This is a genomic window from Pseudomonas sp. Fl5BN2 (assembly GCF_009908205.1).
GTDB lineage: Bacteria > Pseudomonadota > Gammaproteobacteria > Pseudomonadales > Pseudomonadaceae > Aquipseudomonas.
The window spans coordinates 49,114-74,765 of record NZ_JAAARL010000008.1 but is presented as its reverse complement, the minus strand read 5'-3'; the positions used below and the strand labels follow the sequence as shown (position 1 = coordinate 74,765).

25 protein-coding genes and 1 pseudogene are annotated in these 25,652 nt (G+C 62.0%); 17 read left to right on the top strand and 9 right to left on the bottom strand.

Annotation, left to right across the window (positions count from 1 at the left end):
* Window positions 1–71: 71 nt before the first annotated feature.
* Window positions 72–523: pseudogene (locus GV819_RS33180) on the bottom strand (hypothetical protein); the annotation flags it as partial.
* Window positions 524–826: 303 nt separating this feature from the next.
* Complete coding sequence (locus GV819_RS12990; RefSeq protein WP_161756490.1) at window positions 827–1,747, bottom strand: histone deacetylase family protein; 921 nt, start codon at window positions 1,745–1,747, stop codon at window positions 827–829.
* Between the two features lie 75 nt (window positions 1,748–1,822).
* Here GV819_RS12990 and GV819_RS12985 point away from each other — a divergent pair, with 75 nt between their 5' ends.
* From GV819_RS12985 to GV819_RS12975, 3 genes are all read left to right on the top strand, one after another.
* Window positions 1,823–2,392 (top strand): GNAT family N-acetyltransferase, encoded by a 570-nt coding sequence (locus GV819_RS12985; protein ID WP_161756489.1) that lies wholly within the window; start codon window positions 1,823–1,825, stop codon window positions 2,390–2,392.
* A 103-nt stretch (window positions 2,393–2,495) separates the two neighbouring features.
* Window positions 2,496–3,365, top strand: a complete 870-nt coding sequence (tesB, locus tag GV819_RS12980; RefSeq protein ID WP_161756488.1) for an acyl-CoA thioesterase II — start codon at window positions 2,496–2,498, stop codon at window positions 3,363–3,365.
* Window positions 3,362–3,955: an HAD family hydrolase gene (locus tag GV819_RS12975; RefSeq protein ID WP_161756487.1), complete on the top strand. Its 594-nt coding sequence runs from the start codon at window positions 3,362–3,364 to the stop codon at window positions 3,953–3,955. Before tesB ends, GV819_RS12975 begins: the two co-directional genes overlap by 4 nt.
* Before the next feature lie 24 nt (window positions 3,956–3,979).
* Here the strand turns inward: GV819_RS12975 and GV819_RS12970 are convergent, their stop codons facing one another.
* Together GV819_RS12970 and ypfJ are read right to left on the bottom strand one after the other, a co-directional pair.
* Window positions 3,980–4,951, bottom strand: a complete 972-nt coding sequence (locus GV819_RS12970; protein ID WP_161756486.1) for an alpha/beta hydrolase — start codon at window positions 4,949–4,951, stop codon at window positions 3,980–3,982.
* On the bottom strand, window positions 4,952–5,851 hold the full coding sequence (gene ypfJ, locus GV819_RS12965; protein WP_161756485.1) for a KPN_02809 family neutral zinc metallopeptidase: 900 nt from the start codon (window positions 5,849–5,851) through the stop codon (window positions 4,952–4,954).
* Between the two features lie 138 nt (window positions 5,852–5,989).
* Here ypfJ and pcaQ point away from each other — a divergent pair, with 138 nt between their 5' ends.
* The 3 genes from pcaQ (at window position 5,990) to pcaG (ending at window position 8,358) form a co-directional block, all read left to right on the top strand.
* Window positions 5,990–6,919 carry a pca operon transcription factor PcaQ gene (pcaQ, locus tag GV819_RS12960; RefSeq protein WP_161756484.1) on the top strand — a complete coding sequence of 310 codons (930 nt, stop codon included), beginning with the start codon at window positions 5,990–5,992 and terminating at the stop codon, window positions 6,917–6,919.
* Window positions 6,920–7,022: 103 nt separating this feature from the next.
* Window positions 7,023–7,742 carry a protocatechuate 3,4-dioxygenase subunit beta gene (pcaH, locus tag GV819_RS12955; RefSeq protein WP_161756483.1) on the top strand — a complete coding sequence of 240 codons (720 nt, stop codon included), beginning with the start codon at window positions 7,023–7,025 and terminating at the stop codon, window positions 7,740–7,742.
* A 10-nt stretch (window positions 7,743–7,752) separates the two neighbouring features.
* Window positions 7,753–8,358 carry a protocatechuate 3,4-dioxygenase subunit alpha gene (gene pcaG, locus GV819_RS12950; protein WP_161756482.1) on the top strand — a complete coding sequence of 202 codons (606 nt, stop codon included), beginning with the start codon at window positions 7,753–7,755 and terminating at the stop codon, window positions 8,356–8,358.
* 148 nt (window positions 8,359–8,506) lie between these two features.
* Here the strand turns inward: pcaG and GV819_RS12945 are convergent, their stop codons facing one another.
* Entirely contained in the window at window positions 8,507–9,355 is an 849-nt protein-coding gene (locus GV819_RS12945) for an aldo/keto reductase (RefSeq protein WP_161756481.1), read from the bottom strand.
* A 306-nt stretch (window positions 9,356–9,661) separates the two neighbouring features.
* Between GV819_RS12945 and GV819_RS12940 the strand changes: the two genes are divergently transcribed.
* The 4 genes from GV819_RS12940 to GV819_RS12925 all read left to right on the top strand — a co-directional run bounded on the left by GV819_RS12940 (window position 9,662) and on the right by GV819_RS12925 (window position 13,586).
* Complete coding sequence (locus tag GV819_RS12940) at window positions 9,662–10,438, top strand: IclR family transcriptional regulator (protein WP_161756480.1); 777 nt, start codon at window positions 9,662–9,664, stop codon at window positions 10,436–10,438.
* A 282-nt stretch (window positions 10,439–10,720) separates the two neighbouring features.
* The gene (locus GV819_RS12935; RefSeq protein WP_161756479.1) at window positions 10,721–11,773 is read left to right on the top strand and encodes a Gfo/Idh/MocA family protein; all 1,053 of its coding nucleotides are present in this window, start codon (window positions 10,721–10,723) and stop codon (window positions 11,771–11,773) included.
* Window positions 11,774–11,780: 7 nt separating this feature from the next.
* A complete protein-coding gene (locus tag GV819_RS12930) occupies window positions 11,781–12,596 on the top strand; it encodes a sugar phosphate isomerase/epimerase family protein (protein WP_161756478.1) in 816 nt (271 codons plus the stop codon).
* Window positions 12,597–12,707: 111 nt separating this feature from the next.
* Entirely contained in the window at window positions 12,708–13,586 is an 879-nt protein-coding gene (locus GV819_RS12925) for a DMT family transporter (protein ID WP_161756477.1), read from the top strand.
* Window positions 13,587–13,643: 57 nt separating this feature from the next.
* On the opposite strand, the gene GV819_RS12920 is transcribed toward GV819_RS12925, so the two are convergent.
* The gene (locus tag GV819_RS12920; RefSeq protein ID WP_161756476.1) at window positions 13,644–14,978 is read right to left on the bottom strand and encodes an MFS transporter; all 1,335 of its coding nucleotides are present in this window, start codon (window positions 14,976–14,978) and stop codon (window positions 13,644–13,646) included.
* A 385-nt stretch (window positions 14,979–15,363) separates the two neighbouring features.
* Complete coding sequence (locus GV819_RS12915) at window positions 15,364–15,507, bottom strand: hypothetical protein (protein ID WP_161756475.1); 144 nt, start codon at window positions 15,505–15,507, stop codon at window positions 15,364–15,366.
* Here GV819_RS12915 and quiC point away from each other — a divergent pair.
* From quiC to GV819_RS12900, 3 genes are all read left to right on the top strand, one after another.
* Window positions 15,506–17,416 carry a 3-dehydroshikimate dehydratase QuiC gene (gene quiC / locus GV819_RS12910; protein ID WP_161756474.1) on the top strand — a complete coding sequence of 637 codons (1,911 nt, stop codon included), beginning with the start codon at window positions 15,506–15,508 and terminating at the stop codon, window positions 17,414–17,416. The two genes, GV819_RS12915 and quiC, sit on opposite strands and share 2 nt — an antisense overlap.
* A 104-nt stretch (window positions 17,417–17,520) precedes the next feature.
* Window positions 17,521–18,198, top strand: a complete 678-nt coding sequence (locus GV819_RS12905) for a TetR/AcrR family transcriptional regulator (RefSeq protein ID WP_161756473.1) — start codon at window positions 17,521–17,523, stop codon at window positions 18,196–18,198.
* A gap of 113 nt (window positions 18,199–18,311) precedes the next feature.
* Window positions 18,312–18,536 carry a hypothetical protein gene (locus GV819_RS12900; RefSeq protein ID WP_161756472.1) on the top strand — a complete coding sequence of 75 codons (225 nt, stop codon included), beginning with the start codon at window positions 18,312–18,314 and terminating at the stop codon, window positions 18,534–18,536.
* A 51-nt stretch (window positions 18,537–18,587) separates the two neighbouring features.
* On the opposite strand, the gene GV819_RS12895 is transcribed toward GV819_RS12900, so the two are convergent.
* Both GV819_RS12895 and aroQ read right to left on the bottom strand, forming a co-directional pair.
* Window positions 18,588–19,442: a shikimate dehydrogenase gene (locus tag GV819_RS12895; protein WP_161756471.1), complete on the bottom strand. Its 855-nt coding sequence runs from the start codon at window positions 19,440–19,442 to the stop codon at window positions 18,588–18,590.
* Window positions 19,439–19,888, bottom strand: a complete 450-nt coding sequence (gene aroQ, locus GV819_RS12890) for a type II 3-dehydroquinate dehydratase (RefSeq protein ID WP_161756470.1) — start codon at window positions 19,886–19,888, stop codon at window positions 19,439–19,441. The genes GV819_RS12895 and aroQ overlap by 4 nt, the downstream gene beginning before the upstream one ends.
* A 303-nt stretch (window positions 19,889–20,191) precedes the next feature.
* Between aroQ and GV819_RS12885 the strand changes: the two genes are divergently transcribed.
* The 4 genes from GV819_RS12885 (at window position 20,192) to GV819_RS12870 (ending at window position 25,438) form a co-directional block, all read left to right on the top strand.
* Window positions 20,192–20,713 carry an RNA polymerase sigma factor gene (locus GV819_RS12885; RefSeq protein WP_161756469.1) on the top strand — a complete coding sequence of 174 codons (522 nt, stop codon included), beginning with the start codon at window positions 20,192–20,194 and terminating at the stop codon, window positions 20,711–20,713.
* Between the two features lie 63 nt (window positions 20,714–20,776).
* A complete protein-coding gene (locus GV819_RS12880) occupies window positions 20,777–21,793 on the top strand; it encodes a FecR family protein (protein WP_161756468.1) in 1,017 nt (338 codons plus the stop codon).
* Window positions 21,794–21,935: 142 nt separating this feature from the next.
* Window positions 21,936–24,707: a TonB-dependent receptor gene (locus tag GV819_RS12875; RefSeq protein WP_161756467.1), complete on the top strand. Its 2,772-nt coding sequence runs from the start codon at window positions 21,936–21,938 to the stop codon at window positions 24,705–24,707.
* 107 nt (window positions 24,708–24,814) lie between these two features.
* Window positions 24,815–25,438: a heme acquisition protein HasA gene (locus tag GV819_RS12870; RefSeq protein WP_161756466.1), complete on the top strand. Its 624-nt coding sequence runs from the start codon at window positions 24,815–24,817 to the stop codon at window positions 25,436–25,438.
* The last annotated feature ends 214 nt before the right edge of the window (window positions 25,439–25,652 follow it).

The following is a 25,652-nucleotide window of genomic DNA, read 5'->3' as shown; positions in this document are numbered from 1 at the left end:
CTAGGCCGGCGGGCTTTTACCCCATCACTAGTGTTATTTCTCTAAATGATTTACCCATTGGCCTGTAAGCCCGTAGCCTCACGTAGATACACAGTGATATTCCGGAAAAAGTGCCCGATCATGTTCATCCACTAGCTGGAAGTTGGGGTGGAATGCATGTGCAAGCGTTTATGTTTTTCCAGCGACGCTCTCATAGTGGGGTGCTTGTGAGGGGCGTAGTTTTTGGCGAACCAGTGCAGTTGGAGAGGCTTGGGTGTTTCTCGATGGATCCTCTTGAGAAACTCCAGCCGCTGCTGATGCCAATGTTGATTTCAATATTCCTGGTCGACGGTCTCTGAAGAGAGTCCAGGGTCGTGAGCAGCGTCACGGTGCCATGACGTACATGATCGTGCGACTGGGTCATGCTCCTGCCGATCCATCGAGGTTTACCGATGTGCGGTTGAGCGACTTGCTCAAGGACACGACGCGCAGCTTCGAGGGGCAAAAAAGGTTGACGGCCCCAGCCTGGCTTATCGAGCAAACCGTTATCTGGCAACCAGTGTGGGTGTCGAAAAACACTAGGGAGGTGCGTCGCCCCCCTGATCAAAAAACATCCACCGTTCTGCAGGCCTTGCAGAACAACGGCTCCAGAGCCTTTCACGCAGGTTATCCACAGGCGGTTCCACAGGGATTGGGGGTAAGCGATCCACAACTCCATGACCGTCTGATGTCACTGATCAAAAAACAGGCGATAGCCTCGGGGCCCCGTGGAACAAAGGCTGTAGAAGCTTTCTCCCAGGTTATCCACAAGCGGTTCCACAGTGGATGTGGGTAAGGATGAGGGCGCTCAGTAGCACCCTGACGTTTCCCAGACCCGCTGTGCACTGTGGTGAAGGATGCCGTGGCGACGGGCCAGGGCCTGGCGGTCCTTGCTGTAGCCGCCGCCGATCACGCCGACCACCGGGATATCGCGGCCCAGGCAATGGCGCATGACTCTTTCGTCGCGCTCGGCTACGCCGGCATCGGTAAGTTTGAGGTAGCCCAGGGCATCATCCTGATGCACGTCGACCCCGGCGTCGTACAGCACCAGGTCCGGTTGGTACAGGGGTAGCAGGTAGTTGAGGGTGTCATCCACCACGTTGAGGTATTCGGCGTCGCCCATGCCCATCGGCAGAGGGATGTCCCAATCGCTCTGGGCCTTGCGCGCAGGGAAGTTCTTTTCGCAGTGCAACGAGACGGTCACCGCATCAGGGGTATGTTGCAGGATCCGCGCGGTGCCATCGCCTTGATGCACGTCGCAGTCGAATATCAGCACTCGTCCTACGCGCCCGCTTTGCAGCAGGTAATGGCTGATCACCGCCAGGTCGTTGAAGATGCAGAACCCCGCCGGATAGTCGTAATGGGCGTGATGGGTGCCGCCGGCCAAGTGGCAGGCCAGGCCATGTTCCAGTGCCTGTTCGGCGGCCAGTAGTGAACCGCCGACGGCGCGCACGGTGCGCCGGGCCAGGGCTTCGCTCCAGGGCAGGCCGAGGCGCCGTTGGTCTTCCCGGGATAACTCGCCACTCATGTAGCGTTCGATATAGCCGGGGTCGTGAGCCAGGGCCAGGACCTCCGGAGGGCAGAGTTGCGGGCGCAGCAGGTCGGCGTCCCGGGTCAGGCCGCTGTCCACCAGGTGATCGCGCAGCAAGCGGAACTTATCCATGGGGAAGCGGTGTTCCGGCGGAAATTCGGGGCTGTAGTCGTCGTGATAAATCAGTGGCAATGGCATGGCATTTTCTTAGATGAACCCGTAAACGATCCTACCAGCGATGTAGACTTGCACCCATGGAAACGGAGGGCACCGATGGAGCCGATATTGCAACTCGAGAGCGCGCGCCTGTTGCTGCGCCAATGGCGCGACGACGATTTGCCGGCATTTGCGGCAATGTGTGCCGATCCACAGGTGATGCGCTACTTTCCCGCGCCCTTGAGTCGTCTGGAAAGTGCCGCGCTGATCGGGCGGGTACGCGGGCATTTTGCCGAGCACGGCTTCGGGGTCTGGGCCCTCGAGCGTAAGGACACTGGTGCTTTCATCGGTTTTACCGGCCTGGGCGTCGTCGGTTTCGAGGCGTCGTTCACCCCGGCAGTGGAAATCGCCTGGCGCCTGGCTCGCGAGCACTGGGGCCTGGGTTATGCCAGCGAGGCGGCCTGGACTGCCTTGCGTTGCGGCTTCGACCGCCTGGCCCTGGACGAGGTAGTGGCCTTTACCACCCGGGCCAATCTGCCGTCGCAGAAGGTCATGCAGGCCATCGGCATGCACCACGCCGCCGAGGAGGATTTCGCCCATCCGAACCTCGCCAGCGATCATCCGCTGCGCGAGCATGTGCTGTACCGAATTACCCGTGAACAATGGCTGGAAACCTTGCATGGATAGCAGGCGCGCACGTTTAGAATGTGCCGACGAGATAGCTGGCCCCAATTGAAGTCACCGCCGCAGCCGAGATTGCGCGGTTTTGCTCTGTGTGAGGAGAGTCTGAATGAGTCATGTGTTGGATGACCTGGTCGATCTGTTGACCCTGGAAGCCATCGAAGAAAACCTGTTCCGTGGTCGCAGCCAGGACCTCGGTTTTCGCCAGCTGTTTGGCGGCCAGGTGCTCGGCCAGTCGTTGTCCGCGGCCAGTCAGACGGTGGAGGAGGCGCGCCATGTGCACTCCATGCACGGTTATTTCCTGCGTCCGGGGGATGCCGCCTTGCCGGTGGTGTACCAGGTGGACCGGGTGCGCGACGGTGGCAGTTTCAGTACCCGGCGGGTGACGGCGATCCAGAAGGGCAACCCGATCTTCACTTGCAGCGCCTCTTTCCAGTACGACGAACAAGGCTTCGAGCACCAGAACAGCATGCCGCAGGTAGTGGGGCCGGAAAACCTGCCTTCCGAGCTGGAAATCACCACCCAGCGCGCGCACCTGATTCCCGAGCACATGCGTGAAAAACTGCTGTGCCCCAAACCCATCGAAGTGCGCCCGGTGACCGAGAAGGATCCCTACAACCCACAGCCGATGGACCCGGTGAAGTACGTCTGGTTTCGCGCCGATGGTGCCTTGGCCGATAGTCCGGCTTTGCACAAGTACCTGTTGGCCTACGCCTCAGACTTCGGCCTGCTGACCACTTCGATGCTGCCGCATGGCAAGTCGGTGTGGCAGAAGGATATGCAAGTCGCCAGCCTCGACCACGCCCTGTGGTTCCACGGTAACCTGCGCGCCGACGACTGGCTGCTGTACGCCATGGACAGTCCCTGGGCTGGTAATTCCCGAGGCTTTTCCCGGGGCAGCGTGTTCAACCGTGCCGGTCAGCTGGTAGCCTCGGTGACTCAGGAAGGGTTGATCCGTCATCGCAAGGATTGGGCATGAGTCTTTCAGACATAGAACATTGGGTGTTCGACATGGACGGCACCCTGACCATTGCCGTGCATGACTTCGCGGCGATTCGTCAGGCACTGTCGATTCCTCCTGAGGAGGACATCCTCACGCATCTGGCGGCGTTACCGGCGGCTGAGTCCGCGGCCAAGCACGCCTGGCTGTTGCAGCATGAGCGCGAACTGGCGCTGGGTTCACGCCCGGCGCCGGGTGCGGTAGAGCTGGTACGTGACCTGGCCGGACGCGGTTATCGGCTGGGCATCCTGACCCGCAATGCTCGGGAGTTGGCCCACGTAACCCTGGAGGCCATCGGCCTGGCAGACTGCTTTGCCGAGGCGGATGTACTGGGGCGTGACGAGGCACCGCCCAAACCCCATCCCGGTGGTTTGTTGAAGTTGGCCCAAGCCTGGGATGTGGCACCGGAGCGAATGGTCATGGTCGGTGATTATCGTTTTGACCTGGACTGCGGGCGTGCAGCGGGAACCCGTACCGTGCTGGTGAACCTGCCGGACAATCCATGGCCGGAGCTGACCGACTGGCATGCGCAGGATTGCGCGCAGTTGCGTGGGTTGCTTTCGGCCTGAGGGCTTTCGCCGGCAAGCCGGCTCCTACTGGAACAGTGCTGCCTGCCCTTCGGGCGAGGTGAACATCCGGTCGCCGTCATGCCCAACCCCAGGCACCTCCACCAGGCGTTGTGGCAAGCCTTGAGGGTGACGTCGCTTGAGGTAGTCGAAGTAGTTGTGACCACGAATCAGTCGATAGGCGCCCTGGGTCTCGGCGGCGCAGCTGCGGTCCAGGGCCGGATGATGGGGGTCGATGTCCTGCTGGCCCAGCAGATAGGTGATGTCCTGTTGTGCATAGTCTTGTTCGAGCCGTTCTGGTGAGCGCTCGGCGGCATAGGCCGGGAGTTGCTTCAGGCCATATTTCCAATCATTGAGGCGTGGGCAGGCTGTCGGGTCGACGGGCTCCGGCCGCCAGGCATCGAAGTAGGCATACGACGAAGGATTGGCTATCACGTAGCGCAGGCCGATCCCGGCGTGTTTCAGCTCGGCATGCGCGCCTGTGGTCAGGGCATAGCGCTGTACCACCTGGGCACCGCCGGAGTGACCGGCAATCACCACTTCCTTGAGTGCAGGAAAGCGTTTGCGCTCGCTCAACCGTTGCAGGATGGCGTCCAGCGCAGCATAGGAGCTCAAGGCGACAGGGCCAGTGGCCGCTTCACCGGCCATCCAGTCGTTGCCTTTCCAGCGCAGCAGTGTGTCCGGCAAATGATGGCGGGCAATGTCGCTCTGATTGAGGAACTGTGGGGCAATCACCAGCGTCGTGGCGGTTTGCCCAGCCTGTTCGGCGGCGCTTTCGCCACTGTGCAGATAAGTCTGGGCATTGCGCAGCCGGCCATGGACGATGATCAAGGCTCGCTGCACTTCGGGCAGCGGCTGGCGCCAATCCTGGCTCAGGCCCAGCGACAGTTGCCCAGCGTCCAGGGCCATTTGTTCAGGGCTGACGACCTTGACCCCATGATCCGCGGCCTGGGTCGCAAAGCTTCCCAGGCACAGCAGCACCGCAAGCAACCGGCGCATCTACAGATTCTTGGTGGCAAAGGTGTCGCACTGGCTGACCTGGCCCTGGCTGAAGCCAGTCTTGAACCAGCGCACGCGTTGCGCCGAGGTGCCATGGGTGAAGGAGTCCGGCACCACTCGGCCCTGGCCTTGCTGCTGCAAGCGGTCATCGCCGATGGCATTGGCAGCATTCAGGGCCTCTTCCACATCCCCGGGCTCCAGCCAGTTCAGGCGTTGCTGGGCGTGATAGGCCCAGACTCCGGCCAGGCAGTCGGCCTGCAATTCCTGACGCACCAACAGGCCGCCATCGCCTTGCATTTTCTGGCCTTGCTGGCGCGCGGCCTGGATTTTCGCCGAGACCCCTAGCAGGGTCTGTACGTGGTGCCCGACTTCGTGGGCAATCACATAGGCCTGGGCGAAGTCCCCGGCGGCGGAAAAGCGCTGGGCCATTTCCCGGAAGAAGTCCATGTCCAGATACACCTGGCGGTCGGCCGGACAGTAGAAGGGCCCGCTGGCCGAAGTCGCGGCGCCACAGGCGGAGTTGACCCGGCCGCGGAACAGAATCAGCTTGGGTGGCTGATACTGCTTGCCGGCCTGCTGGAAGATCTGGCCCCAGGTGTCTTCGGTGTCGCCGAGGATCGCGCGGACGAACTCGGCCTGTTGGTCGTCGGCCGGCGGTACCTTGCGCGCCTGGGTGGTGGCCGGGGCCGAAGTCTGGCTGCTCTGTCCGCTCTTGCCGATCAGTTGCCCGAGGATCTGCAGCGGGTCCTGGCCGGTAGCCCAGCCAATGCCGACGATCAGGATGATCGCAGTCAGGCTCAAGCCCTTGCCGCCGCCGAAACGCATGCCGCCGCCACCGCCGCCACTGTCATCTCGCGCATCCACGACGTTGTCGCTGCGCCGGCCTTTTTTCCAAAGCATGGGGAGTCCTCGTTTTTTCTGCTGGTCAGTGTTGCTGGTGGCTCAGACCGGCGCCAGTCCGGTCGTCAGGGATTTTTTCGCACGCTACCATGGCCCGGCACCGGATCGATCCGGTCCAGACACATTCGGGGCCTCCTATTGAACATCGATACCCGCATCAAATTCCGTCACTTGGTGTGTTTTCTTGAAATGGCCCGCCAGGGCAGTCTGGCCCGTGCCGCTGATGTGTTGGCGGTGAGCCAGCCGGCGATGTCGAAAACCCTCAAGGAACTGGAGGCGTTGCTGGACACCCGGTTGTTCGTGCGCAGCAAGTCCGGGCTCAGCCTGACCGAGGCCGGCCGGGCGTTCCTGCGTTATGCCGGGCCCTCGGTGCAGGCCCTGCGCGAAGGCGTGAGCAGCCTGCGTGGTGGCGAGTATGCGGCCGGGCTGGTGCGCATCGGAGTGTTGTCCACCGTGGAAAGCCTGTTGCTGCCGGAAGTCATGCGGCGCCTGCACCAGCGGCATTCGGCGCTGACGGTGAGTGTGGTGACCGGTCCCAGTGCCTATCTGCTCTCGCAACTGCGGGTCGGCGATCTCGACCTGGTAGTGGGGCGCATGACCGAGAGCCCGGAGATCCAGGGCCTGAGCTTCGAGCATTTGTACAGCGAATCCCTGACCCTGGTCGCTCGCCCCGAGCATCCGCTGGCGGTTGGGCCACTGGATCGTGAGGCCGTGAGTACCTATCCCCTGGTGCTGCCCCTGGCCGGCACCAGTATCCGCAAACATGCCGACAGCCTGTTCGTGCAATGTGGCATCGCCCCGTCGCGACAGCGCCTGGAAACCCTGTCGGTGGCCCTGAGCCGACGTTACACCTTGTCCAGCGATGCGCTGTGGATCGCTCCCCTGGATGCGGTGCGCCTGGACCTGGCCAACGGCGAACTGCTGGAACTGGAGCTGGGCCTGCGCGAACCCGGGGGCTCGGTGGGCATCTCCAGCAACGCCAGCCTGCCGTTGTCCCTGGCAGCACAATGGGCGGTAGAGGTGCTCAGGGAAGTGGGATTGGCCTATCGCGAGGGCAGCTATCCATAACCTTTTGGTTATGTGTGTTGGGTGGCTTTTCAATTTTCCACCCTCCTGGTTTGTTTGAAACTGTGCGGGCTGCGCTCCATAAATCAAACAACAGGAGATCGACATGTCTGATGCAGACAGCAGTCGTTTCGTGATTCGTGACCGTAATTGGCACCCCAAGGCCCTGACCCCCGACTACAAGACCTCCGTTGCCCGTTCCCCGAGCCAGGCGCTGGTGAGCATTCCACAGTCGCCGAGCGAAACCAGCGGCCCGGATTTTTCCCACCTGCGTACCGGGCGTTTCGATAACGACCTGCTGCTCAACTTCAACAACGGCGGTTTGCCGGTGGGGGAGCGGATCATCGTCTCCGGACGGGTCTGTGATCAGTACGGCAAGCCGATTCCCCACACTCTGGTGGAGATGTGGCAGGCCAACGCCGGCGGCCGCTATCGGCACAAGAACGACCGCTACCTGGCGCCCCTGGACCCGAACTTCGGCGGGGTCGGCCGGGCCCTCACCGACCGTGACGGCTACTACAGCTTCCGCACCGTCAAGCCCGGTCCCTACCCATGGCGCAACGGCCCGAATGACTGGCGCCCGGCGCACATTCACTTCTCCATCAGCGGTCCATCGATTGCCACGCGCCTGATCACCCAGCTGTATTTCGAAGGCGACCCGCTGATTCCGCTGTGCCCGATCGTCAAGTCCATCGCCAATCCGGACGCGGTACAGAGCCTGATCGCGCGCCTGGACATGGGCCACGCCAACCCCATGGATTGCCTGGCCTATCGCTTCGACATCGTGCTGCGCGGCCAGCGCAAGACCCACTTCGAGAATTGCTGAGGAGCCTGCCATGCCTGTTCAATTGTTGCCTGAAACCCCCTCGCAAACGGCCGGCCCATACGTGCACATCGGCCTGGCCCTGGCGGCGGCGGGAAACCCGTCCCGTCCCGAGGAGATCTGGAACCAGATGGCCAAGCCCGAGGCGCCGGGTGAGCGGATTTTGTTGCTGGGCCACGTCTACGATGGCAATGGCCACCTGGTGCGGGACTCGTTCCTGGAGTTCTGGCAGGCCGACCATGCCGGGGTCTACGACCCGGTGTTCGATACGCAAAAGCCGTTCAACTGTTTTGGCCGCACCGCGACCACCTTCGATGCCGGCGAGTGGACCTTGAACACCGTCAAGCCTGGGGTGGTGAACAACGCCGCCGGGGTGCCGATGGCGCCGCACATCAACCTGTCGCTGTTTGCCCGGGGGATCAACATTCACCTGCACACGCGCTTGTACTTTGCCGATGAGCCGGAGGCCAATGCCCAGTGTCCAGTACTGAACCTGATCGAGCAGGCGCCGCGTCGGGAGACCTTGCTGGCCCTTCCTTGCGAAGTGAATGGCCAGCGCGCCTATCGTTTTGATATCCGTATTCAGGGCGAAGGCGAGACGGTGTTCTTCGATTTCTGAACCCGCGCCAGGCCATGGATGGCAACTTCCCTGGGGCTGCATGGCCCCAGCGGTCGCTAGCACAGGCGGCGATAAACCCCGAGCAACCTGCAGTGATACGGCTATCGCCTGAGAAGCGGCTGCGGGGAGTGCAAGGCAGCAGGTCGGATCAGTGCTGGAAATGGTCCCAGGCGGGGGCGAAGTCCGGGCTGACCTGGCGCTGGTCCTTGGGCAGGCCGGCGATCAACGCCCGGTCCTCATCGTCCAGTTGCAGTTTGAGGGACTCCAGGTTGGCCTGCTGGTTGGCCCGGCTGCTGGCCTTGGGAATCGCTGCCACATGGTCCTGGTCCAATAACCATTTCAACGCCACCTGGGTTGGCAACACGCCATGCTTGGCGGCGATCTGTTGGATTTCAGCCACCTGGGAAACCTTGTTTCGCGCCAGCGGCGTATAGGCGGTCAGCACCATGTCGTGGCTGCGGGCGTAGTCCAGCAGGCCGCTTTGCCCCAGCAGCACGTGGTACTCCACCTGAATCGCCGACAGCGGTGCACCCAATCCCTCGGTTACACGACGGAGCAGGGCCAGGGGAAAGTTGGCCACGCCAATGTGCCGCACCAGCCCCTGTTCCTTGAACGAGACCAGGGTTTCGATGCTGCGTTCCAGCTCCCAGTCGCTGCTGGGCCAGTGAATGTGGAACAGGTCGACGTAGTCGCAGCGCAAGGCTTTCAGGCTGCGCTCCAGGGAGTGGCGCATGGCTGCGGGTTGCAGCTGATCCCACCAGACCTTGGTGGTGACGTGGATCTGTTCCCGGGGCACGCCGGTATTGGCCAGGGCCTGGCCTACGGCATCTTCGTTGTTGTAGGCCTGAGCGCTATCGATGTGCCGGTAACCCAGGTCCAGTGCCTGTTCCACGGCGTGGGTGCATTCCTTATCGAGCATCGGCCAGGTACCCAGGCCGAGCTTTGGCATGTGCAGGCCGCTGTGGGTCAGAACGGGGCAATCTATGGCGTGCGGCATGGGCAATCTCCCTGTGGATGAAACAGCTCGACCCAGTCAATGAGCAGGTGGCGATCCGGGCTGTGGGGGGGCAGCGCCGCCGGGCAGAAAATGCCCGGCGAATTGCGTTCGGGCGTCAGTCGCGTTTGCTTTTTTGTGGAAAGCAATTCCAAAAAATATACGAGCTCGGCTACCTTGCCACAAGGTGTTGTGCAGGGTGCTTAGCTCGGGTTGCACTGATTCTGGGCGGTAATCGAACAGCGCTGCACCAGTTCCCCAACCGGTCGGTTGCCTCTAGAATCGGCCAAATTTTGTCGGGACCCGACCATGGCTGGCAGTCAAATCGAACGCGTCTTCAGCGTTCTCGAACGTCTTACCGGTGATCCCCGCGGGCTGCCACTGCAGACCCTGGCGGAGCAGCTGGAGATTCCCAAGAGTGCGACCCATCGCCTGTTGGCAGAGCTGGTCCGCCTGGGCTACGTGCGGCAGAACCCGGACACCTTGCGCTACCAACTGTCCACCCGGTTGGTGGCCATGGGGTTTCGCTACCTGTCCGTCAGCGGTGCGGACATTGTCCAGCCGGTGCTCGACCGGTTGGCCCAGGAGTGCGGCGAACTGGTGCGCCTGGGGGTGATCGAAGGCGAGCGGCAGACCTGGATCGCCAAGTCCCAGGGCGCCCGTTCCGGCCTGCGCTACGACCCTGACATGGGGCGCGAGGCGCCATTGTTCTATACCGCTTCCGGGCATGCCTGGCTCGCCACCCTGAGCGATGCCGAGGCCTTGTCGCTGGTCGAACGCCAGACTATCGAGACGCCGCCGGACCCGGGGCCCAACGCACCGCGCTCGAACATCGAGCTGCTGGAGCGCTTGCGCCTGGCCCGGGAGCAGGGTTATGCCTGGGTCGAGGAAAGCTCCGCGGTGGGCACCTCGGCGATTGCCGCGGTAGTGCGTCACCCCATCGATGGTCGGGTAGTGGGCGTGCTCAGCGTGGCCGGCCCCAGCGCGCGGCTGCCCCTGGCACGGTTGCATGAACTGGCGCCGTTGCTGCTGCAGTTTGCCGAAGAGCTGTCGGCCGCCAGCCAGGCGTCTGAACTGTTCAACTGAGCCTGCGCGTCTCTCGACACATTTCCCATGGCGCTGTTGCCGCAGACGGCAACGGACCTGCAGGGCGGCAGCGAACTTGAGATCGCTGCCGCCCTGCGAGTCGCCAGTAGCGTGTGACGGTGGTGAGCGGATTGGGCTCAGGGGCTGCGGTGTCAACATTGGCTGAATACAAAGCTGTTCGGTAACCGGACAGTATTTTTTATGTCTCTTGTGTGAAATTGGAACTAAGTTCTAAATATTTGGAATTCAGTGTCCCGATAACAATCACAAGAGGATTCGCCATTGAACCCGCCACTGCGCATTGCCCTGATCGGCGTTGGCAATATGGGGCAGCAGCATTATCAGCACCTCCAGACCCTGAGTGAGGCCCGGCTCTGTGCCGTGGCCGATCCTGGGCCCCAGGCCGCCACGATGGTCGCTCAATGGCAGGTGCCACATTTCACCGATCATCAGACCCTGCTCAAGGAAGTGCGCCCTGATGCGGTGATCATCGCCAACCCGAATAACCTGCATGTCCGCACCGCGTTGGACTGCCTGGCCGCCGGTGTGCCGGTGTTGCTGGAGAAACCCGTGGGCGTGCATCTGAATGAAGTGCGTGAGTTGGTGGCCGCATCGCGGCGCAGCGGTGTGCCGGTGCTGGTCGGCCATCACCGGCGACACAACCCGTTGATCGCCCGCGCCCATCAGTTGGTGCACAGCGGTGCCCTTGGTCGACTGACCACGGTCACTGCGCTCTGGCAGTTGCAGAAACCCGCCAGCTACTTCGATATCCCCTGGCGCCGCGAGGCCGGTGCGGGGATGTTGCTGACCAATCTGATCCACGACCTCGACCTGCTACGCCACCTGTGCGGTGAGGTGCGTCAGGTCCAGGCCATGACCAGCAACGCAGTGCGCGGTTACGCCAACGAGGATTGCGCGGCGGTGTTGTTGCAGTTCGACAATGGTGCCCTGGGCAGCCTCACCGGATCCGATGCGGTGGCGGCGCCTTGGAGCTGGGAGCTGGATTCCGGGGAGAACCCGGTGTATCCGCGCCAGGCGGACCAGCCGTGTTACCTGCTGGCCGGTACCGAGGGCGCCTTGAGCATTCCTCAACTCCAGCGCTGGCACTACGCCGAAGCCGGCGCCGGTTGGCATCAGCCCTTGCTGATGCAGCAGGAGGCCTTCGCCCCGGATGAAGCCCTGCGCCTGCAACTGCAGCACTTTGTCAAAGTAGCGCGGGGTGAAGTCGAGCCCCTGGTCAGCGCCGCCGATGCCGCACGCACCCTGGCCTTGATCGAAGCCATTCGCCAGGCCGCCGTTACGGGATGTGCCTGCAGCCCAACCCTGATTGAGTGAGACGTTGATGAGTGAGCGGATATTTTCCCTGGCGAGCCTGACCGTGCTGGAGCTATCCCCGCCGGAAATGGTCGAGGTGGCCGCCCGCGTCGGCTACAGCCATGTCGGCCTGCGCCTGGTACCGGCGACCCCGGAAGAACACCACTTTGCGCTGGTGGCCGATGCCGGTTTGCGCCGTCAGACCCTGGCCCGCCTGCGGGATACGGGGATACGGGTGCTGGATGTGGAGATCCTGCGGCTTAAACCGCAGACTCGGATCAGCGATTTCGAGGCGGTGCTGGCGGTGGGCGCCGAGTTCGCCGCCAGCGAGTTGCTGGTGGCGGGCAACGATCCCGATGAAGCACGCATGACCGACAACTTTGCCGCGCTGTGCGATCTGGCGGTGCCGTATGGGCTGCATCCACATCTGGAGTTCATGCCCTGGACCGATGCGTGCAACCTGGAGCAGGCGGTGCGGGTGGTGGAGAGCGCTGGCCGTGACAATGGCTGTGTGCTGGTGGATGCCTTTCATTTCGATCGTTCACGGTCGAGCCTGCAGGCGCTGGCCAAGGTTGATCCGGCACGACTGCGTTATGCACAGTTGTGCGATGTGGCCGGGCCTTGCCCCGCTGACATGCAGGAGATCCTGCGCCAGGCGCGTAATGAACGGCGTTTCCCGGGGGAGGGTGATTGTGATCTGGCGGGACTGCTCCAGTGCTTGCCGCATAATCTGCCGCTGAGCCTGGAAATTCCCACGCTGCAATTGCTGGAGCGGGGTGTCACCGCCTTGCAGCGGGCACAGATGGCCCTGGACAAAACCCAGGTGTTGTTGGCTCGTATCTGAACCCGCATGGGACCCTTTCGTAGGCAAGCCGACTCCTATAGGTTGCGTATCATCCTGTAGACGCCGGCTTGTCGGCGAAGCGGTTTATCCGCTCATCACCCAAGGAACACCATGACCCTCAGCACGCCCCTCTCCGGGATCAACCAGCCCTTCAAGGGCATTCTGCTGATCGTCCTGGCGACGTTGCTGTTCGCCAGCCACGATGCCCTGTCCAAATACCTCTCGGGGTTCTACCCGGTGATCATGGTGGTCTGGGCGCGCTACCTGATCCATACCTTGCTGATGGCCGGGATCTTCCTCCCGCAATCGGGCTTGCGGGTGCTGCGCAGCAAACGGCCGCTGCTGCAGTTGGCGCGGGCCCTGTGTCTGTTGGGTACCAGCCTGCTGTTCACTTCGGCACTGTTGTTCATTCCGCTGGCCGAGGCCACGGCCGTCAACTTTCTCGCGCCGGTGCTGGTCACCGCGTTGTCGGTGCCGCTGTTGGGTGAACAGGTGACTCGGGGCCAATGGCTGGCAGTCATCTGCGGCTTCATCGGCGTGCTGATCATCGTCCACCCGGGCGGTGAACTCTTTACCCCGGCGGTGTTGCTGCCGTTCTGCTCGGCGCTGTGCTTCTGTTTCTATCAACTACTCACCCGCAAGCTCGCCGAGCATGACAGCCCGACCACCAGCAACTTCTTCGCCGGGCTGTGCAACACCCTGGTGATGAGTGCGCTGGTGCCGTTCTTCTGGCAGACGCCGGGGGTTGTCCATGGCTTGCTGATGTTGGCGCTGGGCGCGTGCGGCATGAGTGCGCACCTGTTCCTGACCCAGGCCTTTCGTCAGGCGGCACCGGCCCTGCTGGCGCCTTTCGGTTATTGCCAGATCGTCTTCGCCGGGCTGCTGGGCTGGCTGCTGTTTGGTCACATGCCGCCGCTGATTACCCAGGTGGGGATTGCCGTGATCTGCCTCAGTGGTCTGGCGGCAGCCTGGCAACAGCGCCGTGCGTGAAGGGCTGGGTGACGAAAAAAAGCGCAGGCCCGGGACCGGACCTGCGCGAGGGGAGCATCAGTCTTCGACGTTGGGAATCTTGCGCGGGGCCATGAAGTACATCCAGGTCAGGGCGATGAAGTACATCGCCGGGATCAGGGTGAACAAAATGGTGTAGTTGTTGTTGGTGGCAGTGAGGATGTGGCCGACGATCTGGGTCATGAACATGCCGCCAATGGCCGCGCACATGCCACCGAAGCCGAACACCGTACTCATCATGTGCTTAGGCGTGTAATCCATTACCAGGCTCCAGATGTTGGCGGTCCAGGCCTGGTGTGCGCCGATTCCCAGGGAGATGGCAAACACCGCGAGCCACAGGTTGGCGGTACCGGCAGCCATGATCACGCCGATGATGCAGCAGGCGAACAGGAACATCGACAGCAGTCGGGCCTTGATCGGATTCATCCCGCGACCGATGAGGAACGAGGAGAGGATGCCGCCACCGACACTGCCGAAGTCGGCCGTCAGGTAGATGATGATCAGCGGGATGCCCATCTGGGTCACGTTGATCCCCAGGTTGTACTGCTGATTGAGGAACGGTGGCAGCCAGTACAGGTAGAACCAGAACACCGGTGCGGTAAGCGAGTAGGCGATGGCGAAGGCCCAGGTGCCACGCATGCGCAGGATGCGGCTGAAGGGCACGCGGGTTTCTTCGGGCTCGACTTGCTGCTGGATGTACGCCAACTCCGAGGCTTTGACGCTGGGGTGATCTTCCGGGTTGAAGTACTTCAGGCCCCAGAACAGCAGCCACACACCGCCCAGTGCCGCCATGCACAGGAACGCGGCCTGCCAGCCCCAGGCGTGCAGGATCAACGGCAGCAGCATCGGCGTGAACATCGCGCCGACGTTGGTCCCGGCGTTGAAGATGCCGGTGGCCACGGCCCGCTCGCCGGCCGGGAACCACAGGCGCGTGGTCTTCACGCAGGCCGGGTAGTTGGCCGCTTCGGTGAGCCCGAGAATGAAGCGGCAGACCATGAACCCCGCCGCCGAAGTGGCCAGGCCATGGGCGCCAGTGGCCAGGCTCCACAGCAGCACGGCGAAGAAGAACACCCGCTTGACCCCGACGCGGTCGATCAGGCGTCCCTGGAGCACGAAGCCCACGGCGTATCCGACTTGGAACCAGAAGTTGATGTTGGCGTAGTCCATCGCCGTCCAGCTCATTTCCTTGGCCAGGATCGGCTGCATCACGCCCAGTGCGGCGCGATCGATGTAGTTCAGGGTGGTGGCGAAAAACACCAGGGCGAGCATGCTCCAGCGCGTCTTGCCGACGGCCAGTGCGCCGCGGATCTTGTCGCCGATACCGCCGGCGACGCTGAGGCTCGGGGCGATGCGAGAGCTTTGGGAAGGAATCATGTAAGCCATCCGTTCAGTGACTGACGAACCAGGGGTCGTCGAAACTCAAGGGCGCGTGATCAATCGTCAGTGGGGGCGTGGCAGCCCTGGACTGGGTGATTGATCGGCTGGGTAGGTTCGTCGTGCCGTTGATCTCGGGCAGGCGAACGCCATAGGTACGACATGCAACTCAGGGGTGTAGCGCGTCGTGATCCCGAGTGCCGATTGAGGCCGTTCCAGGTGTGAGCCAAAGGGATGTGCAGCGGTGCGGGGCGTTGAGTGCAAGCATGAGGGTGTACCCGATTTTTGAAATTTTTATGGTGTGTTCTGGGTCTGGGTGATTGAAGCCTTGGGTTTGTGGGCAGGCTCAATGTGCTGTCGATGGTGCGCAGTGGCTGAAAAATCGTCAATTCGCCATTCCGCTTTTTGTTCGATAATCGAACACAAAACTAACTGGTTCGTACACTTTAAACGGCTGTGTGGAATAATCCGCTGCATCCAATAAAAGGCGCGGGCGCAACCGGCCATCATTATCCGGGAGTTGAATCATGCAGCGTTCCATTGCCACCGTGTCCTTGAGCGGCACCCTGCCGGAAAAGCTCGAAGCCATTGCCGCCGCCGGGTTCGATGGGGTGGAGATTTTCGAGAACGACCTGCTCTACTACGACGGCAGCCCTCGTGAAATCAGACAGATGTGCGCCGACCTGGGCATCGCCATCACCCTGTTCCAGCCGTTCCGGGATTTTGAAGGCTGTCGCCGCGACCGCCTGCCGCGCAACCTGGAGCGCGCCGAGCGAAAATTCGACCTGATGCAGGAGTTGGGCACCGACCTGGTGCTGGTGTGCAGCAACGCCTCGGCAGACAGCCTGGGTGATCGGCAGATCCTCATCGACGATTTGCACCAGTTGGCCGAACGCGCCGCCGTGCGTGGTTTGCGCATTGGCTACGAAGCCCTGGCCTGGGGACGCCACGTCAATACTTATCAACAGGTCTGGGACATCGTTCGCAGTGCCAACCACCCGAACCTCGGGGTGTTGCTGGACAGTTTCCACACTCTGTCGCTCAAGGGCGACCCTTCGGCGATAGCGCAGATTCCGGGAGACAAGATCTTCTTTGTGCAGATGGCCGATGCACCGATCCTGGCCATGGACGTCCTGGAGTGGAGTCGGCATTTTCGTTGTTTCCCCGGTCAGGGCGAGTTCGATCTGCCGGGGTTCCTGGCGCCGATCATCAAGAGCGGTTACACCGGCCCGCTGTCCCTGGAGGTTTTCAACGACGGCTTTCGCGCCGCCCCGCCCCGGGCCAACGCTGCCGACGGTCTGCGCTCGTTGCTGTACCTGGAAGAGAAGACCCGCGAGCGCCTGCTGCAGGAGGCGCAACCGGTGGCCAACCTGGATATCCTGTTCGCTCCGCCGGCCATAGAGGCCTATGGCGGTACCGAGTTCCTCGAGTTTGCCGTGGACGACGCCCTGGGAGCCAAGCTTGGTGGCTGGCTGGAGCGCCTGGGCTTTGCCAAGGTCGGGCAGCACCGCTCGAAGAGCGTCAGCCTGATGCGCCAGGGGGACATCAACCTGATCCTCAACTCCGAACCCTATTCCTTTGCCCACAGCTTCTTCGAGGCTCACGGTCCTTCGGTGTGTGCCACGGCAATCCGGGTCAAGGACAGTGCCAAGGCCCTGGAGCGGGCAGTGGCCTACAAGGGCCAGCCCTATCGCGGTCTGGTGGGGCCCAACGAGTTGGAACTGGCGGCGGTGCGCGAACCCGATGGCAGCCTGATCTACCTGGTGGACCAGCAGCAGGGCGGCCAGCACCTGTACGACATCGATTTCAACATGCACGGTGATGTCATGGCCCAGGGCGGCCTCAAGCGCATCGATCACATGGCGATGGCCTTGCCGGCGGACAGCCTCGACAGCTGGGTGCTGTTCTACAAGAGCCTGCTGGACTTCGAGGCCGATGACGAAGTGGTGTTGCCCGACCCTTATGGCCTGGTGAAGAGCCGCGCCTTGCGCAGTCGCTGCAGCTCGATCCGCTTGCCCTTGAACATCTCGGAGAATCGCAACACCGCGATCTCCCATGCGCTGTCCAGCTATCGCGGCTCGGGGGTGCACCACATCGCTTTTGATTGCGACGACATCTTCGCCGAAGTCAGCCGTGCCAAGGAGGCGGGCGTTCCGCTGCTGGATATCCCGCTCAACTACTACGATGACCTGGCGGCGCGTTTTGATTTCGACGATGAGTTCCTCAGCGAACTGGCCTACTACAACGTCCTGTATGACCGCGATACCCAGGGTGGCGAGCTGTTTCACGTCTACACCGAAGCGTTCGAGGGGCGGTTCTTCTTCGAGATCATCCAGCGCAAGAATGGCTATGCCGGTTATGGCGCGGCCAACGTCGCTGTACGGCTGGCAGCCATGGCCAAGTCCCGCAGCGGCGCGGTGCGCCAGGCCAAGTTGTAGCGGATTGGTAAAGGGAGGCGGCAATCCAGCGCCTCTGTACTTTCTTTCGCTACAGGACGCGGCCCATAATCGCCCGCGTGTGCAGTGATGGCCGTGAGCCCATAATGACAATGACCAGTGAACGCTCGATTGCGCCCGATGAGCCAGCTCTCGAGCCGCGCAAAAGTCGCAAGAACAACCCGGAAAAGACCCGCGAGAACATCCTTCAAGAAGCCATTGTCGAGTTCGTCCAGCAGGGCTTGTCCGGTGCGCGGGTGGATGCGATCGCCGAGCGTATCCATACCTCCAAACGCATGATCTATTACTACTTCGGCAGCAAGGAGCAGCTGTACGTCGAAGTCCTGGAGAAACTCTACGGTGACATTCGCAGCACCGAGAGCCGCTTGCACCTGGCGGAGCTGAGACCGCGGGAGGCGATTCGCCGATTGGTGGAATTCACCTTCGATCACCACGACCGCAACGTGGATTTCGTGCGTATCGTCAGCATCGAAAATATCCACAAGGCCGAGTACGTGAAGCAGTCCAGCGTGATCAAGGCCATGAACAACACGATCCTCGATGCCCTGGGCGAGATTCTTGAGCGCGGCGCGCAGGATGGCGTGTTCCGTAGCGGCCTGGACCCTCTGGATGTGCATTTGCTGATCAGTTCGTTCTGTTTCTATCGGGTGTCGAATCGGCACACCTTTGGCGAGATCTTCCAGATCGACCTGCCGGACGAAAGCATCAAGCAGCGGCATCGGGAAATGATCTGCGAATCGGTGTTGCGCTACCTGCAAGCCTGAGCCTGCTGGTAGCAGGCCCTGGTGTGTGGGCGCTGGCTTGCCTGTGAAAGCACCCGTAAGATCGCCTCGCTACCCTCCAGCTTCTATCCCCCACACACGACAAGGAAGGCACCATGGGCAACCCGGTTCCAACGCTGAAAATCATCCTGATCCTGATGATCGTGGTAGACACGTTCTGGTTCGGCGAACGCCTGCTGTCCCTGACCGGCTTGAGCCTGTTCGATTGGTTGCCGTCTTCGCTGATCAGCGTGGTAGGGATCCTTGGCAGCTTGTTGATGATCCTGTTCAACGTGCTGTTGATCGGCTTGCTCTCGCGTTTGCAGCTCAAGTCCGAGTAACCGCGCCTCCTGTAGCCGCTGTCTATGACAGCGGCTACAGGCATCCGCGTTTCAGCCGTTCATGCGCTGAAAATGCGCCAGCATGCGCTGCGGGTCGGCACGCTGGCCGCTGAACAGCTCGAACGCCTTGACCGCCTGGAATACCGCCATGGTGCCGCCATCCAGGGTCCGGCAACCCAGGGCGCGGGCGTTGCGCAGCAGCTCGGTTTCCAGCGGGAAATAGACGATCTCGGCGACCCACAGGTCCGCCCGCAGCAACTCCACCGGCACCGGCATGCCCGGCAGCTTGGCCATGCCCATGGGCGTGGTGTTCACCAGGCCGTCGGCATCTGCCAGCGTGCTGGGCAGGTCGCCCCCGGCCTTGGCCCGGCCGGCACCGAAATGCTGGTTGAGGTTGTCCGCCAGGCTCTGCGCGCGCAGGTTTTCCACATCGAAAATACTCAGTTGCTCCACGCCTTCACTGAGCAGCGCGTGAGCCACAGCCGCCCCGGCGCCGCCAGCGCCCATCTGCACTACGTGGCGTCGTGCGACGCCTTGCAGGCCGCGACGAAAGCCCTCGGCAAAACCCAGGCAGTCGGTGTTGTGGCCGACGCGCTTGCCATCCTTGAGCACCACGGTGTTGACCGCGCCGATGCCGCGGGCCTCCGGGGACAGTTCGTCGAGCAGTGGCAGAATGCTCTGCTTGCAGGGGAAGGTGATGTTCAGGCCGGTGAAGCTCATCCGTTCGGCGGCGCTCAGTAGCTCGGGCAGGGCACTGCTATCCAGGCCCAACGGGTCCAGGTCGATCAGTCGGTACAGGTAACGCAGACCCTGGGCATCTCCCTCATGTTCATGCAGGGCCGGGGTCCGTGAAGCCTGGATGCCGGCGCCAATCAGCCCGGCGAGTACGCCAGTGTGCCCCGTCATGCGCCTTGCTCCTTGAACCGCAGGCTGAAGTGTTCCAGCGCCAGGCGGTAGCCGTGGCTGCCAAAGCCGCACATCACCGCCAGGGCGATGCCCGAGACAAACGAGTGATGCCGGAACGGTTCGCGGGCGTGGACATTGGACAGGTGTACTTCGATTACCGGCAGCTCGCTGGCCACCAGCGCATCGCGGATCGCCACCGAGGTGTGAGTCCAGGCTGCCGGGTTGATCACGATACCGGCACAGCGCCCACGGGCGGCGTGAATCCAGTCGAGCAACTCGCCTTCGTGGTTGGTCTGGCGAAATTCCACGCCAAGGTTCAGCTCCTCGGCGGTACGGCCGCACAGGGCGGAGATATCAGCCAGGGTTTGGTGGCCGTAGGTGGCAGGTTCACGGGTGCCGAGCAAGTTCAGGTTCGGGCCGTTGAGCACCAGAACGATAGGGCGCATGAGGGTAGATCTCCGTTGTTATTGTGAGCCTCGGGAGAAGGTACGAGGCGTTACGGGTAAATTGTACCAACTGGTTAATTTGGTCAATTGGCGACCCTCGAGCAACAGCGGGATAGGTCAATAAGTGTTCGGTAATCGAACGGGCCGGTTGAGTACGTTGAGGGGCCGGTCCGTCCGTGGCAGTGCAAGGCTGGCCGCGGGGTTGAAGGTTCCAGGAGATATTGAGCGCTTATATCAATTGAAAATCATTCTCGACTGGCCGTAAGATGCCCGGCAATTTCCTTCATGCTCCAGGGAGTCGGTTTGTCGGACATGGATCTCAAGGGACTGTTTCTCAAGCATGCCGCTGCCCTGCGTGGGTACCTGGCGCGCCGGGTACGGGACCCTCAGTTGGCGGCTGATCTGGTCCAGGAGAGTTTCCTGCGCCTGGCGGAGCAGACCCGTGGCGAACGTATCGACAACTCCCAGGGCTATCTCTACCGCACGGCGAACAATCTTCTGATCGACCATGTCCGACAGGAAGCACGGCGCAAGACCGAAACCGTGCCCCATGAAGTGCTGGCCGAGATCGAGGATGATGTGGCCGGGCTGGAGGCTCAGGCGATGGCGCAGCAACAGCGCATGGCATTGAAACAGGCAGTGGCCGAGTTGCCGGAGCGCACTCGGGAGATCTTCCGCCTGAACCGCCTCGAGGGCATGACTCATGCCGAGGTGGCGCGGCATTTGAACATCTCTGACAGTTCAGTGCAGAAGCACTTGGCCAAGGCCTTGGCGTATGTCATGCAACGCCTGCAGGGCGCAGAAGGCCCAGCGGCCGACGAATGAATTACGGTAAAAGTCGGGTTCAGACGTCACTGCTTATACATAACGAGAAATCGAGATTCACACGTGAATAGCCAGGGTCCGCAAGAGCGCAGTATCACTGAGGCCGCCGCCGACTGGGCGGTGCGTTTGCATGCCGCGCCTTTGAGCGCCGCCGAGCAGGCCGAACTGCAACAGTGGCAGGCCGAGGACCCGCGTCATGTCGAGGCCCTGGGTTTCGCCCGGCAGACCTGGGCGGTGCTGGGGGATTTAGCTGCGCAGGATATCGAGCCGGTGGCGCTTCATGCCCCCCATCGTGTGCTTGCTCCGCCCCCGCCCCTGTCGCAGCGCCCCCGCCGTCGGCGCATCTGGCGCCGAGCTGCCAGCGTGGCGTTGTTACTGCTGGCGGTGGGCGTGGCCGGCGTGCAAGGACCTCACCTTTGGTTGCGTGCGCAGGCCGACTACTTCACCAGCAAGGGTGAGGTACGCAGCGTGCAGTTGATGGATGGCAGTCGTGTGCAACTGGACACGGACAGCGCCATTGCCCTGGACTTCGATGAAAACCAGCGACATGTGCGCTTGCTGGCCGGTTCTGCTGTATTCGATGTGGCGCCGATGGGGGAGCAGGAATCCCGCCCTTTTGTAGTGGAGAGTGCCGGCGGTACCACCCGAGCCCTGGGTACCAGGTTCGTGGTCGGTCGTGAGGGCGCTCAGCAGGCCTGGGTCGGTGTGTTGCAGCACAGCGTAGCGGTGAACCTGCAGGCGCCAGCCCACAGCGGTCCGTCGCAGCGGGTACTGGAGGAAGGGCAGAGTGCCCGCTACAACCCGTTGACCGGCGTCGTGGCCCTCGATCTTCCGGACTTGCAACGAGCCACTGGTTGGAGTCGCGGGGTGTTGGTGTTCGACCGGGTACCCTTGGCCACGGTGGTCGAGCAGCTCAATCGCTATCGTCCAGGTCGGGTGATGCTGGGCAGTCATGACCTGGCCCTGCGTCAGGTTAGTGGCGTGTTCCGCCTGGACATGCTCGATGCCGCGCTGTCGACCCTGACCCATGAGCTGCGGGTCCAGCGCTTTGATCTGGCCGGGGTCAGCCTGATCTACTAGGCCTTCCGGAAGTCCCGCCGACGGCCGTTTCCCGGCCGTCGAAAAAAAACTGCAAAAAACCTTACTGAGTTTCCCCGCCTGATACGTCTTGCTAGTGAGATGCATTCGCATACACAAAAATAGCAACCTGGGGAACGCGGGCATGAGTGGAAGCAGTTGCAAGGGAATCTATGCCGCGAGCCGGCTGGCCCTTGTTATCCATCTGGGCGGTGTCGCAGCGATGACGAGCAGCGGCTTGGCGCATGCCACCGAAGCCGAGAGCAATCGGGCGGCGGGCAGCAACCAGCAGCAACTATTGAGCTTCGACATCCCCGCGCAACCCCTGGGTACTGCGGTCCTGCAGTTTGCCGAGCAGGCGGGGCTGCAAGTGCTGTTCGACAGTCAGCGCCTGTACGGCCTGCGCAGCAGCCTGCTGAAGGGCAGCTATGGCGTGCAGGACGGTCTGGCGCGGATGCTCGGTGACACCCCGGTGGAATACCGCTTCACCGGCGAGCGCCAAGTGACCCTGAACCGGATCGCGACCGAACGTGACGGAGCCCTGGCCTTAAGTACCACCACCATTTCCGCTCACTCCGAAGGCCGCGCCAGCGACTGGGTCTACCAGACCCCCAGCTCGGTAGCCGTAATCACCCGCGAACAGATCGACAAGCGCCCACCCCGGCATGCCGCCGACATGCTCGAAGAAACCGCCGGGGTCTACACCGCGGTCAACCAGCGAGATCCGGGCCTGTCGGTAAACATCCGCGGCGTGCAGGACTACGGCCGGGTCAATATGAACATCGACGGCATGCGCCAGAATTTCAACGTCAACGGCCACCAGCAACGCAACGGCACCATGCTGATCGACCCTGAGTTCATCTCCAGCATCGAGATCGACAAGGGCAGCCAGTCGGGGATGGGCGGCGCGGCGGTGCTGGGTGGTATCGCCAGTTTCAAGACCTTGGAAGCCCGTGAGTTTCTCGCTGACGGCAAGGAATACGGTGGCCGTTTTCGCGCCGGTAGCGGCATCGGTGGGTTGGCCAATGGCACCTACTTCAACGGCAGCGGCGTATTTGCCTTTGGTGATGAGCGTGGGGATGTGTTGCTGGGTTACAGCGAGCGACATTTTGGTGACTACCGAGGCGGGACCAACAACGCCGATAACCTGGGCAGCAACATAGGGGCCAAGAAGTACATGCCCGCGGCCTGGAATGACTGGTTGCACAGCGAAGTCGGCGATTCCGGCAGCGTGACCCGCTCGCAGATCGTCAAGTTCGGCTTGAACCTGCCCTACGATCAGCGCGTGCAACTCAGCTACCTGCAAAGCGACAGCGACAGCAACGACGCCTGGGCCTATACCTCCTTTGATCAGCAGAGCACCTATTATCGGCGCCACAGCAAGAACAACCTGACAGCGCAGAACATCGCCCTGGACTACAGCTACAGCCCGGATAACCCACTGATCGACGTCAAGGCCAAGGTGTACTACGTCAGTACCCAGCAGGATCGGGCCAACAGTGAAAACCCTGTCAGCCTGGACTCTGGCAACTATTACGCGGCCTACACCGATCATTTCCAGACCGATACCTGGGGCATGCAGGGTGAGAACACCTCACGCTTCGACCTGGATGCCTATGGCCGTTTCAGCTGGAACTATGGGGTGGAGGTCTATCAGGACCAGTTCAAGCCCAGCACCGGAAAACTCGCGGCGGCCAACGAGGGCTCCTTGCCTTATGTGGAGGGCGCAGACCCGGCGGGCAAGCGCACCATCGCCAGCCTATTCAACACTCTGCAATACGACTACGGCGACTGGCTGACCCTGGATGCCGGCCTGCGCTATGACCGTTATCGCCTTGAAGGGCAGACCGGCATGACCTTGTACAAGCGTGACCCGGTGACCACTACCACTGCGATCAAACGGGTCGAGGATGTATTCGATATCGATCGTGAGGAGGGACGTTTCTCGCCGACCTTCGGCATCGGGATCAAGCCTGGCCTGGACGATGTTCAGTTGTTTGCCCGCTGGGGCAAGGGCTGGCGCCCGCCGGCAGTGACCGAGACCTTCATGACTGGCCGCCCTCACGGTGGTGGATCGGGCGAGCGGGTCTTCCCCAACCCGTTTCTCAAGCCCGAGGAGTCCCGGGACTGGGAGCTGGGCGTGAACGTGCTCAAGGAGTCGTTGCTGTTCCATAGCGATCGGCTGGGGGTCAAGGTCGCCTACTTCGATACCCGGATCGAGAATTTCTCCTTCCTCAACCATAGCGTGAACTTGCCGCAGACCGCTGCCGGCGGGGGCATGGGCACCATGGCCTATGTCAACAACACCCAGCCGACGCGTTTTCGGGGCCTGGAGTACCAGCTCAACTACGACATGGGGCGCGCCTACGCCAACCTCAGTTACACCCACATGATTGGCAGCAACGAGTTCTGCTCCAAGGACTACTACCTGGGCGGCGCAAAGAAGCGCGGACGCAATCTGGGGCGTGTACTTGAACGTTACACGCGGCCCGACGGCTCCATCGGCCAGCGGGTGGTGACCACTTATGAGTGGCTGGACGACGATGCGGCCAACGCCCGGGAAAGTTGCAACCGGATTATGGGCAACGCCACCTACATGCCAGCGGACCGTGGCTCCCTGACCCTGGGCGCGCGCTTTCTGGAGCGCCGTCTGGATACCGGGGTACGGGTGCGCTACAGCTCCGGCAACGGTGAAAACCTCAACAGCCAGAACTATCAGTTGCTGGACCAGGCGGCCTGGCCGAAATACACCGTCTACGACCTGTATGCCAGCTACTGGATGACCGATCAGTTCAACATTGCCCTGGCTCTGGAGAACGCCACCGACGAGGCTTATTTCGTCGCCATGGGCGACATCAATAACCTCAGCCTGGCCCGTGGCCGGACCCTGAGTGGAATGCTTGAGTACAAATTTTGAAGGGCTCTGCCTGCAGGTTCTTCATCACCGATTTTGCCCAAGGGTGGGCAAAAAGCACGCATCTGATTGCGGGCTGATCAACAGCGTTTTGATAACGAGGTTCAGTAATGACTATTTCTGTTAGCTACGACTCTTTGGCCGGTTCTGTCTCGATCAATGATTACCTGACCGACTGGGCTCTGGGTTTCAAAACCGCTGGCCACGGTACCAGCAACACTGGCGGTTTCAGCAATGGCAGCCTGAGCGGCGACCAGTATGCGACCCACGGTGCCAAAGGCTCCGACTACGCCTTCATCGCTGACAGCGACACCAGCAACGGCCTGCACTATGTGTTCGATCCGAAGCAGCCAGCCAGCAGCAACCTCAACCACTACCTGTGGGGCGAGCTGGACAACGTGCAACTGGGCCAGGAACTGGGCGGCGGTAGCGGCAGCGACTTCACCCTGGATACCTACAAAGTGGCGTTCAATGGCCTCGACCTGTCGTCTGCCGAAGGCGCTGGCCGCGTTGGCAACGCCGTGCAGGAAGTGATCTACGGCCTGATGCAGGGCAACACCGCGGCGCTGACCAGCGTGCTCAACGACCTGCTGGACGACTACGGCCTGTCCACCGCATCGACCTTCGACCAACTGGCTGCTGCCGGTATCGGACATGCGGTCGATTCGTTCGCCACCGACGTGGCCCTGGTGGGTGTGCAGGACGTGGCTCAAGACTGGGCCCTGGCGGCCTGAGTGCGCTAAGCGCATAAAAAAGCGAATACGTGATTGCTCGCGTATTCGCTGGGTACAGCGTCAGCGTCGCCCGAGTTTTCGACGGCCAGGGCGACGCTGGCGACAAATTCTGCGGAGCGCCGTGCTGCCTGTCAACGCACGCGGCGAGCCGCTGGCGATACCGTTCCTGCTGAATGGGTCGTTGCGCATGACTTTCAACCTCCAACGGGAAACC

Coding starts and splice junctions, on each gene's coding strand:
- GV819_RS12990 (WP_161756490.1), bottom strand. CDS start 1,747: ATGCCATTGCCACTGATTTATCACGACGACTACAGCCCCGAATTTCCG.
- GV819_RS12985 (WP_161756489.1), top strand. CDS start 1,823: ATGGAGCCGATATTGCAACTCGAGAGCGCGCGCCTGTTGCTGCGCCAA.
- tesB (WP_161756488.1), top strand. CDS start 2,496: ATGAGTCATGTGTTGGATGACCTGGTCGATCTGTTGACCCTGGAAGCC.
- GV819_RS12975 (WP_161756487.1), top strand. CDS start 3,362: ATGAGTCTTTCAGACATAGAACATTGGGTGTTCGACATGGACGGCACC.
- GV819_RS12970 (WP_161756486.1), bottom strand. CDS start 4,951: ATGCGCCGGTTGCTTGCGGTGCTGCTGTGCCTGGGAAGCTTTGCGACC.
- ypfJ (WP_161756485.1), bottom strand. CDS start 5,851: ATGCTTTGGAAAAAAGGCCGGCGCAGCGACAACGTCGTGGATGCGCGA.
- pcaH (WP_161756483.1), top strand. CDS start 7,023: ATGTCTGATGCAGACAGCAGTCGTTTCGTGATTCGTGACCGTAATTGG.
- pcaG (WP_161756482.1), top strand. CDS start 7,753: ATGCCTGTTCAATTGTTGCCTGAAACCCCCTCGCAAACGGCCGGCCCA.
- GV819_RS12945 (WP_161756481.1), bottom strand. CDS start 9,355: ATGCCGCACGCCATAGATTGCCCCGTTCTGACCCACAGCGGCCTGCAC.
- GV819_RS12940 (WP_161756480.1), top strand. CDS start 9,662: ATGGCTGGCAGTCAAATCGAACGCGTCTTCAGCGTTCTCGAACGTCTT.
- GV819_RS12930 (WP_161756478.1), top strand. CDS start 11,781: ATGAGTGAGCGGATATTTTCCCTGGCGAGCCTGACCGTGCTGGAGCTA.
- GV819_RS12925 (WP_161756477.1), top strand. CDS start 12,708: ATGACCCTCAGCACGCCCCTCTCCGGGATCAACCAGCCCTTCAAGGGC.
- GV819_RS12920 (WP_161756476.1), bottom strand. CDS start 14,978: ATGATTCCTTCCCAAAGCTCTCGCATCGCCCCGAGCCTCAGCGTCGCC.
- quiC (WP_161756474.1), top strand. CDS start 15,506: ATGCAGCGTTCCATTGCCACCGTGTCCTTGAGCGGCACCCTGCCGGAA.
- GV819_RS12915 (WP_161756475.1), bottom strand. CDS start 15,507: ATGATTCAACTCCCGGATAATGATGGCCGGTTGCGCCCGCGCCTTTTA.
- GV819_RS12905 (WP_161756473.1), top strand. CDS start 17,521: ATGACAATGACCAGTGAACGCTCGATTGCGCCCGATGAGCCAGCTCTC.
- GV819_RS12900 (WP_161756472.1), top strand. CDS start 18,312: ATGGGCAACCCGGTTCCAACGCTGAAAATCATCCTGATCCTGATGATC.
- GV819_RS12895 (WP_161756471.1), bottom strand. CDS start 19,442: ATGACGGGGCACACTGGCGTACTCGCCGGGCTGATTGGCGCCGGCATC.
- aroQ (WP_161756470.1), bottom strand. CDS start 19,888: ATGCGCCCTATCGTTCTGGTGCTCAACGGCCCGAACCTGAACTTGCTC.
- GV819_RS12875 (WP_161756467.1), top strand. CDS start 21,936: ATGAGTGGAAGCAGTTGCAAGGGAATCTATGCCGCGAGCCGGCTGGCC.
- GV819_RS12870 (WP_161756466.1), top strand. CDS start 24,815: ATGACTATTTCTGTTAGCTACGACTCTTTGGCCGGTTCTGTCTCGATC.